At 68.6% G+C, this 5653-nt stretch carries 7 protein-coding genes and 1 pseudogene; 2 read left to right on the top strand and 6 right to left on the bottom strand.

Annotation, left to right across the window (positions count from 1 at the left end):
- The 3 genes and pseudogenes from ACFQEU_RS10445 to ACFQEU_RS10455 all read right to left on the bottom strand — a co-directional run.
- A pseudogene (locus ACFQEU_RS10445) lies at positions 1 to 213 on the bottom strand (PQQ-binding-like beta-propeller repeat protein); the annotation flags it as partial.
- Positions 214 to 413: 200 nt separating this feature from the next.
- Positions 414 to 1115 carry a carbonic anhydrase gene (locus ACFQEU_RS10450; protein WP_379781876.1) on the bottom strand — a complete coding sequence of 234 codons (702 nt, stop codon included), beginning with the start codon at positions 1113 to 1115 and terminating at the stop codon, positions 414 to 416.
- 60 nt (positions 1116 to 1175) lie between these two features.
- Positions 1176 to 1301 (bottom strand): hypothetical protein, encoded by a 126-nt coding sequence (locus ACFQEU_RS10455; protein ID WP_379781878.1) that lies wholly within the window; start codon positions 1299 to 1301, stop codon positions 1176 to 1178.
- A 146-nt stretch (positions 1302 to 1447) separates the two neighbouring features.
- Here ACFQEU_RS10455 and ACFQEU_RS10460 point away from each other — a divergent pair, with 146 nt between their 5' ends.
- Positions 1448 to 2176, top strand: coding sequence for a P-loop nucleotide/nucleoside kinase family protein (locus ACFQEU_RS10460; RefSeq protein WP_379781880.1), 729 nt, complete (start codon positions 1448 to 1450; stop codon positions 2174 to 2176).
- 196 nt (positions 2177 to 2372) lie between these two features.
- Positions 2373 to 2657 (top strand): translation initiation factor eIF-1A, encoded by a 285-nt coding sequence (eif1A, locus tag ACFQEU_RS10465; RefSeq protein WP_379781882.1) that lies wholly within the window; start codon positions 2373 to 2375, stop codon positions 2655 to 2657.
- A gap of 316 nt (positions 2658 to 2973) precedes the next feature.
- Here the strand turns inward: eif1A and ACFQEU_RS10470 are convergent, their stop codons facing one another.
- From ACFQEU_RS10470 to ACFQEU_RS10480, 3 genes are all read right to left on the bottom strand, one after another.
- Complete coding sequence (locus tag ACFQEU_RS10470) at positions 2974 to 3999, bottom strand: deoxyhypusine synthase (RefSeq protein ID WP_379781884.1); 1026 nt, start codon at positions 3997 to 3999, stop codon at positions 2974 to 2976.
- A 55-nt stretch (positions 4000 to 4054) separates the two neighbouring features.
- Positions 4055 to 4327 carry a ubiquitin-like small modifier protein 1 gene (locus ACFQEU_RS10475; protein ID WP_379781886.1) on the bottom strand — a complete coding sequence of 91 codons (273 nt, stop codon included), beginning with the start codon at positions 4325 to 4327 and terminating at the stop codon, positions 4055 to 4057.
- A gap of 26 nt (positions 4328 to 4353) precedes the next feature.
- Positions 4354 to 5653 (bottom strand): cation:proton antiporter regulatory subunit (locus ACFQEU_RS10480; protein WP_379781888.1); only part of this gene is annotated, 1300 nt, incomplete at its 5' end.

Consider the following 5653-nt stretch of genomic DNA (forward strand, 5'->3'; position numbering starts at 1 on the left):
GTCGAGAGTGGCCTGATGGACGAGTGTGTCGCCGTCGACGGTCGCGGTCGCGGCCCCGCTCCCATCGTCGCCGTCGGCGGAGTCCGACTCCCAGATGACGGTCGCGTCGGGAGTCGGATCGTCGAGACCGACGAACGCGAACGTGGCGACGCCGACGCCCGCCGCGCCGCCGGCAAACAGGATGAGGGTCGCGAATAGCACGCGGCGGTCCATTGGGTTCGATTCGGCTCCCGACGCCATACGGCTGTCGGATGCGGATCGGTCGGTGCGGAGGTCACAGCGGTCGCCGCGGCTGTAGTAGCGCGGCGGTCGGGCGGTTGGGGTCGAACGCCCCGCGACTCGGGGCACGTTGCTCGTGGCTTCGGGACTTTCGGCTCCGGGACTTTCGGCTCCGTGGTTCGCGGCTCCGGCGGCTACTCGCCCGCGAGAAGGGTCCCGACGTGATCGGTTCGGTCGGGCCCGACGAGCTCGCGAAGGCTGTCGGGGTCGCGGTCGCCGTTGGCGTTCACGAGGTAGGCCGCGCCGTCGCGTTCGCCGTACGCCCCGTGGAAGTCGTAGACGAAGCCGTACACGTCCGCACCCGCCGCGTCGGGGTCCCCCGTGGCGAACGAGACCTGCTCGTGGACGTTGTACTCGACCAGCCGGTTCCGCAGCGTCGTATCCGCGTCGCCCTCGACGACCGCCGGATCCGTCGTCCCTTCCTCCACGATCGGAACGAGCTCCTCCACGTCGGCCCTGACGCCCGCCTCTGCGGGGTACTCACCCGTTTCAACCGCGTGTAACGCCGCGCCGACCGCGCCGCAACCGGTGTGGCCCACGACCGCGAGGACGTTCGTCTCGGTGTGTCCGAGCGGGTACGCGGCGCTGCCTTCGAGGACGCGCTCGCCGTCCTCGGTGACGTCGATCACGCGGTTACCGATGTTGCCGGCGGTAAAGAGGTAGCCCGGCCCGTCGACGGACCACATCCCCTCCTGAGAGACGCGGGAGTCGGAACAGCAGACGGAGACGACCGGTGGACGCTGAACGTCCCGCTTGTCAGCGAACGCGCCGCGGTCGAGGGCCGCGACGTGGGCGTCGTTGCGGTCGAGCAGCTCCGTGAGTCGATCACGAGTCATATCCGGTTTCCCCGTCGAAGGGGCAAAACCGGATCGCTTCGGGCAACCGGGGAACGACCGTCAGATGACGAGTCCGACCGCCTGATACAACAGGCCGAGGACGAACACGCCGATGAGCGCCGCCGTCGCGACCACGACCGCGGGCGCGAGCATCTCGTCTTTCTCGTCGAGGATGATGCTTTCCATGGAGGTGGGGTGGTCGGGACGGGATTTGAACGCTTCGCTCGGGGCTCACACGCGGCGGGAGGGGAAGCTTCATGTAGCTCTCGCCGGACTCTCGATCCGGATGAGTCACGGAGGGCGACCGACGGCCGACCCCCTGCGAGGTGCCGATGTCGAACCGTGACGCGGCCGACGCCGCCTCACCCGAGGCGAGCGGACAACCGACGGGAGAGGACCCACCTGCCTCCGGATCGGTCCCGGACGAGGCCCCCACGACCGAGGGGCCGATCACGACGGACGGACCACCGGCGACCGAGCCGGACGGACCACCGGCGACCGAGCCGGGCGACGGATCGAAACCGGACGACACACACGGGTCGTCCACACCGTCCGGCTCGGAGGCGGACCCTGGCAAACTCGTCGTCGTTTGCGGGCTCCCGGGCGTCGGTAAAACGACCGTTGCGAAGCGGATCGCCGACCACGTCGACGGCGAGATCCTCCGAACCGACGTGATCCGCAAGGAGCTCTTCCCCGACCCGACGTACGCCGACGAGGAGACCGAAGCGGTGTACGACACGCTGATACAGCGCGCCCGCGAGCGCGTCGTCGACGGCGACGCCGTCGTCCTCGACGCCACCTTCGCGGACGAGCGGTTTCGCCGCGACGTTCGAGGGATGGCCCGGGACGCGGCCGACACCTTCGATCTCGTGAAAGTCGAGTGCGACGAGACGGTCGTGAAACGACGGATCGAACAGCGTGACGGGATAAGTGACGCGGACTTCGATATCCACCTCCGGTTCAAGAAGCTGTTCGACGGGATCGACTCCGACCACCGCGTCGTCGACAACTCCGGCGGTGAGGCGGCGACGTTCGACCAGGTCGACGACGTGTTCGACTGAGCGACGGAAGCGGTCGGCAGGTGGCCGGCAAGCGGTCGGCAGGTGGCCGGCAAGCGGTCGGCATGGCGTCCCGGAGCCGGGTGATACCCGCCCGGTACGCGTCTCGTCGGCCCCGGTCAGCGTGAGAAAACGTCACACGACGAACGGTCACACGCGTCTCCAATCACTTATACGGCCGCCCGTTCTACCGACGGACGTGAGCGAAGAATCCGGGCGTCGGAACCTCCGAATGCCCTCAGATGACGAAGTGTTCGCCGTCGTGACCGAGCACCTCGGCGGTAACCACGTCCGCCTGCGCTGTGTGGACGGAGAGACGCGACTGGGCCGTATTCCGGGCCGTATGAAGTATCGTACGTGGATCAACGAGGGCGACGTCGTCCTCGCTGAGCCGTGGGACTGGCAGGACGAGAAGGCGAACGTCGAGTGGCGGTACACCGACGAGGACGCCGACCAGCTGCGCCGCGAAGGCCACATCCAGTAGCCGACCGATCGGGTACCGCGGAGCGAGCGCTTCTCCGACGACGGTTCCGATAGCGACCGCCACGGATCGGTCGGTACGGGACCGGCCCCTCCGATGACGCCGGTTATATACCCCGATCGGGCTTCGTTTTATTTTGAATCCACTTCTCGGCGATACCGTCGTTCGAGATCTCCATCTCTCGTGGTCCGATCGGCGTCTCCGCGATAGACCCGTCTCGGTTATATAGGTGATTTCGGGAGACCGGTCCGTTCCGACGCGTAGTGGTATTTACCTAGGCGTTCGGGCACGCTCCGTCTCAGCCGGGCGGTTCCCGTCTCTATTCCACACGCTCGCGCGCGGCGGCAACGAGCAGGGGGAGCATGACGGTCGCGTCACCGTAGACGGAGGCGTTCCGCGCGTCGCGCTCGAGTTTTCCCCACGAGCGCGCCTCCTCTAACGTGGCTCCGGAGAGCCCGCCGGTCGCTTCGGGGTCCATCGTCACCTGCACCGCGTAGTCGTAAGCGCGCGGGGTGACGAGCATCGTCTGGAGGGTGAAGTTCTTCGGGACGCCGCCGCCGACGAGGAGACACCCGGCGTCGTCGGCCGCAAACGCCAGGTCCGTGAGCTCCGTCATGTCCGCGAGCGCGTCGAGCGTGAAATCGGCCGTCTGCCCGTACATCCACGCCTGCAACCCCAACACGGAGTCCTGTACCGCCGGACAGTAGATCGGCACGTCGGCCTCGTAGGCGGCCGCGGCCACGCCGGCGTCCTCGGCGATCCCCTCGCGTTCGTTCACCTCGGCGTTCGCGCGACCGAGCGCCGTACAGAGCTCCGCGATCGAGACGGCTCCCTCCCCGTCCAGGTCGGGGAACACCTCCGCACGGAGGTGGCCCTCGAACTCGGCGAAATGCTCCTGGGGTAAGTAGACGTTGTAGATGCGGTCGACCTCCTCGTCGCGGAGCCCCTCGTCGTGTTCCCGTGGGCTCTTCTCCGGGTCGTGTGTCCGCCCGTGGTGGTGTTTCCCGCCGATCGCCTCGATGGTGTCGTGTGTGAGGTTCGCGCCGGTCGTGACGAGCGCGTCGACGTACCCGTCGCGAATCAGGTCCGAGACGACCCGCCGCATTCCTGCCGGGACCATCGCGCCCGCGAGCGAGAGGAAGACGGTACAGTCCTCGTTACCGAACATCTCCGCGAGCACGTCCCCCGCCTCGTGGACGTCGGCCGCGCCGATCCCCGCGTCGCCGTACGCCTCCACCAGCTCCCCGACGGTCATCCCCGCGCTCGTCCGCGTGTGACCGACCGGGTCCTCGGAGAACTCCTCGCGGCAGGGGTGGTGTCCCCCCTCGTCGTGGTCGTCGCTCATGCCCGTCACTGTGGCGCGGGCGCGTTTGAAACGACCGATCCGAGCGAGCCCGCGTTCAGCCGCCACTCACGGGCGGGAACAGCGCCAGCTCGTCGCCCGGTTCGAGCACCGTCGACAGGCCGTCCTGATGCTGGACGTTCCCACCGTTCCGCAGCAGGTTGATGTGGTCGGCGAGCTCGCCGTTATCGAGCACCCGCTCGCGGAGGTCAGGACGTGCCGCGAGCAGGGCATCGAGCGCGTCTCCCACGGTGTCACCGGGGTCGGCATCCACGTCGATCACCCGGTCGCCGGCGATCTCGGCGAGGTCCGCGAACAGCTTCCACTCCATACGGTCCCCTCCCGGGTGACGGGTAATCAGCGTTGTGTCCCGTCCGTGTCGGCCGACTCCGATCCCGCAGCGTCCGCGACCCGCGGTTCCTCGTCGGTGTGACGCGCCCCCGAGTCGGGTCCCTCGGAGTCACCGGCTCCCGAGTTCGGTCCGTCACCGCCGTCGGCGTCTACTCCCGGTTCCGGGGAGTGTTCCACTGCAGCCGCCTCGAACCGACGGATCGCGTCCGGCCGGCCGACGAGAAACACCGTGTCGCCGGAGGCGAACGTGTACGCTCGCGGCGGGATCGGCTGGACCGCTCCCCCGTCGGACCTGACGGCAGCGACCACGGTGGTCACGCCGCCGACGGCGGTTCCGACGAGGTCGCTTTCGGCTTTGACGGTCACGGTCGCCATCGTCTCGTCGGCGTTGCGCAACAGGGACGCGAACTCCCGGTCCGCCTGTGGCTCCGCCGGCAACGTAATCAGTCGATAACCGCCCTCAACGGAGAGTTCAGCGGCGTCACCGTCGTCGAGCGCGACCGTCGCGACGTCGTCGGCCACCCCGCGGAGCTCGCCGGTCGCGACGCGTTTCGGCTCTGGCTCGGTCCGCCATATCTGGACCATGTCGCCGGCGGTCGCGTTGTTCGCGGGGTCGGCCGAGAGCGCGACCGCAACGCGGCCGGGCGCGAGCGTCGGCCCGAGACCGGTCATCCGTGACCCGACCGCGAAGTACTCCACCGTGCCGTCGCCCGTGAGGTCCACGTCGACGTAACCGACCCCGAAGTCGGTTTTCACGCGCTCCACCAGCCGGTCGCGCAGCTCCTCGACCGTGAGCTTCCGGGGAAACACCAGCGTTTTCTCGGCCATCTCGGCCTTCTTTTCCAGGGACACCGGCTCGTAAGTGTCCATGTCCTCGATCTCGGCCGCCGCCGGGAGCGTCACCGGCGTTCGCCGGCCGAGCGTGCGGACGAACCGGCTCATCTCCCCCTCGATCCCTTTGACTCCTGAGAGCGCGAACACGTCGACTGCGAGTCGGTCGCCGCCGTACCGACCCAGCGGCGAGACGGCGGCGGCCAGCCCGAGCGCGACGACGTTGAACACGACGCCGTCGACCGTGAGCAGCTCGGGGTCCTCCGCGCCCGCGAGCGCGCCGAGCGACGTCGTGTTGAGATAGAGCGCGACGACGGAGACCCCGAGGATCATCGCGACACCGTCGGGGATCTCGGTGCGGAAGTACCACCGGTACGTGAGCGACCCCGCGCCGGCGATGAGCGTCGCGAGGGCCGCGAACGTCAGGAGAGTGATCGCGGCGGCTCGCGGCTGGGCGAACGTGACGCCGCCCGCG

It is taken from the genome of Halorubrum tibetense (genome assembly GCF_042661865.1).
Taxonomy (GTDB): domain Archaea; phylum Halobacteriota; class Halobacteria; order Halobacteriales; family Haloferacaceae; genus Halorubrum; species Halorubrum tibetense.

What these genes read in the sequence shown, in the direction of transcription:
- ACFQEU_RS10450 (WP_379781876.1), bottom strand. Translation starts at nt 1,115, where the DNA reads ATGACTCGTGATCGACTCACGGAGCTGCTCGACCGCAACGACGCCCAC.
- ACFQEU_RS10455 (WP_379781878.1), bottom strand. Translation starts at nt 1,301, where the DNA reads ATGGAAAGCATCATCCTCGACGAGAAAGACGAGATGCTCGCGCCCGCG.
- ACFQEU_RS10460 (WP_379781880.1), top strand. Translation starts at nt 1,448, where the DNA reads ATGTCGAACCGTGACGCGGCCGACGCCGCCTCACCCGAGGCGAGCGGA.
- ACFQEU_RS10470 (WP_379781884.1), bottom strand. Translation starts at nt 3,999, where the DNA reads ATGAGCGACGACCACGACGAGGGGGGACACCACCCCTGCCGCGAGGAG.
- ACFQEU_RS10475 (WP_379781886.1), bottom strand. Translation starts at nt 4,327, where the DNA reads ATGGAGTGGAAGCTGTTCGCGGACCTCGCCGAGATCGCCGGCGACCGG.